Here is a 1896-nt window from a genome sequence, read left to right as displayed (position 1 = left end):
TTCTTGAACAATCGGCCCCATCAGCCTATATAGACAGGATGGCTTTGGGCCAGAATTGGCATATCGCGGCGTCAGAGGTTCTCGACCCGCCAATCTCATTCCAAATCTTCGATACCGGGCGCGCGGCATATTCGCTCCGCGGCCATGTCTCATTCTTCGAAAGATCCACATGAACACCGGAACCGTTAAGTTCTACAATGGCCAGAAGGGCTTCGGCTTCATTCAGCCGACCGATGGCGGCAAGGACGTTTTCGTCCATGTCAGCGCACTGGAGCGCGCCGGCTTCCCCGGACTTGCCGAAGGTCAGAAGCTGCAGTTCGAGTTGGAGCGTGACACCAAGGGCCGCGAGTCGGCCGCCAATTTGCAATTGATCTGATCCGGCCGAATTCGATGAACGCTGACCACGGATGTACTGGCAGCTCTCGAAAGCGGCTTATTTCCAGCGACTGCCGGAAATAGGAAAGCGGGGCTCGTCCCCGCTTTTTTGCTTTCAGGACCGCTGCTTTGCACAGGTAAGACAATGCCGGACCGCACCACCCACTCCATCGCGCATTTCGCGGCACCTTTCGTGCTCGGCGGACTGGAAGGGCAGCTGCCGGCCGGCGACTACGACATCGATCACGACGAAGAGCTGATCGAGGGCATGTCGCGGCTTGCCTGGCGCCGCGTCGCCACCTTCATCCATCTGCCGGCAAGGGCAGTGAAAAACCCGCCCACCAGCCAGCTTGTCGCCATCGATTACCTCGAACTCGAAACAGCGCTGAAGCGCGACAGGGAGAATGCAGCATGATCCGTTTCCAGCAGAATGCGCGCCCGCGCACCGACACGCCCGCGCACCAGTTTGCGATCGGTCAGACCGTGCGCATGAAGAGCCGCACCGGCCTCGTCCAGAAGACCGCCGAACTGTTCCAGATCAAGAGCAGGCTGCCGGTCAAGGACGGCTCGCCGCAATACCGCATCCGCAGCGAGCAGGAGACCCATGAGCGGGTCACCACCGAAGACAATCTCGAACCGGCCGACCCGGTTGTTGCCGACAGCCCGGTTGTCACCGTCTGAGATCCCCACCGCAAAGCCAAGCCAACACACAGCAGGAGCACGACATGTCCAAGGGTCAACAGCGAAGCAACCGCGAGACACGCAAGCCGAAGAAGGACAAGGTCGTGGCCAAGCCCGCCTCCCCGTTCGGCTCGTCGGTCAAACAGGCGGAGAGCAGCCTGAAGCCGAAATCGAAGGGCTGACAAACTGGAGGGCGCGCCTCGTGCGCCCTCTCCGTCCCTATGTGAGGCGGCGAATTGATTGAACAGGCCCGCGCAATGCTCTGCCACGGAGGCGCGCTTGAACTTCGTCATCGAGTTCTACCGGTCGCGCGACGCCGACGAAGCCACGCTCGACAAGGTATCGCTGGAAGCGCCGAACCTGCGCGCCGCGCTGCAGGGTGCTACCGCGCTGTTCCACACGCTCGCCATGCCGCAAATCCCCGATCGCCTGCGCATTTGCGACGACGATGGCAGCGAGCTTTACGCCGGCCCGGCCGACGGGGCGTATCCGGCACCGTGACCGGCAGCGCGCGCTTCAATCTTCACACGCCTTTGCTGATCTGATCATGTCCTGCGGATATCGCCCTGCCCCTCAGCACGGTCCGTCGCCAACGACGCGATAGTCCGCGGCGCGGGCTTCGCAGGAATTGGGGAAGGTACGCATCTCGCCGTGCCGGCGAGCGCACACCGGCGCATATTCGCGGGTGCAGAACGTCTGCTCTTCACCACCACCGCCACCACCACCGTCGCGGCACGGACCGTCGCGCACGATGCGATAGCCGGCCCGGTCGGCAAGGCAGGCATTGGCAAAAGTCTGGCGGTCGCCGCCGCGCCGGGCACAGACCGGCTCGTACTCCTT

General features: G+C 62.7%; 6 protein-coding genes. 5 read left to right on the top strand and 1 reads right to left on the bottom strand.

Features of this window, described 5'->3' with window-relative positions:
* Positions 1–169 precede the first annotated feature (169 nt).
* The 5 genes from EN935_RS33785 (at position 170) to EN935_RS33770 (ending at position 1557) form a co-directional block, all read left to right on the top strand.
* Positions 170–376 (top strand): cold-shock protein, encoded by a 207-nt coding sequence (locus tag EN935_RS33785; protein ID WP_023809797.1) that lies wholly within the window; start codon positions 170–172, stop codon positions 374–376.
* A 144-nt stretch (positions 377–520) separates the two neighbouring features.
* Positions 521–790, top strand: a complete 270-nt coding sequence (locus EN935_RS33780; protein WP_109659820.1) for a hypothetical protein — start codon at positions 521–523, stop codon at positions 788–790.
* A complete protein-coding gene (locus EN935_RS33775; protein ID WP_127265761.1) occupies positions 787–1056 on the top strand; it encodes a hypothetical protein in 270 nt (89 codons plus the stop codon). The genes EN935_RS33780 and EN935_RS33775 overlap by 4 nt, the downstream gene beginning before the upstream one ends.
* Positions 1057–1100: 44 nt before the next feature.
* Positions 1101–1238: a hypothetical protein gene (locus tag EN935_RS41080; RefSeq protein WP_164482279.1), complete on the top strand. Its 138-nt coding sequence runs from the start codon at positions 1101–1103 to the stop codon at positions 1236–1238.
* A 97-nt stretch (positions 1239–1335) separates the two neighbouring features.
* A complete protein-coding gene (locus EN935_RS33770) occupies positions 1336–1557 on the top strand; it encodes a hypothetical protein (protein WP_127265759.1) in 222 nt (73 codons plus the stop codon).
* 72 nt (positions 1558–1629) lie between these two features.
* Here the strand turns inward: EN935_RS33770 and EN935_RS33765 are convergent.
* Positions 1630–1896: Kazal-type serine protease inhibitor domain-containing protein (locus tag EN935_RS33765; RefSeq protein ID WP_281040388.1), on the bottom strand; the 267-nt coding region annotated here is incomplete at its 5' end.

The sequence above is a fragment of the Mesorhizobium sp. M7D.F.Ca.US.004.03.1.1 genome, from assembly GCF_003998635.1.
Classification (GTDB): Bacteria; Pseudomonadota; Alphaproteobacteria; order Rhizobiales; family Rhizobiaceae; genus Mesorhizobium; species Mesorhizobium loti.
The sequence above is the reverse complement of the archived record's forward strand: the minus strand, read 5'-3'. Positions and strand labels throughout refer to the sequence as shown.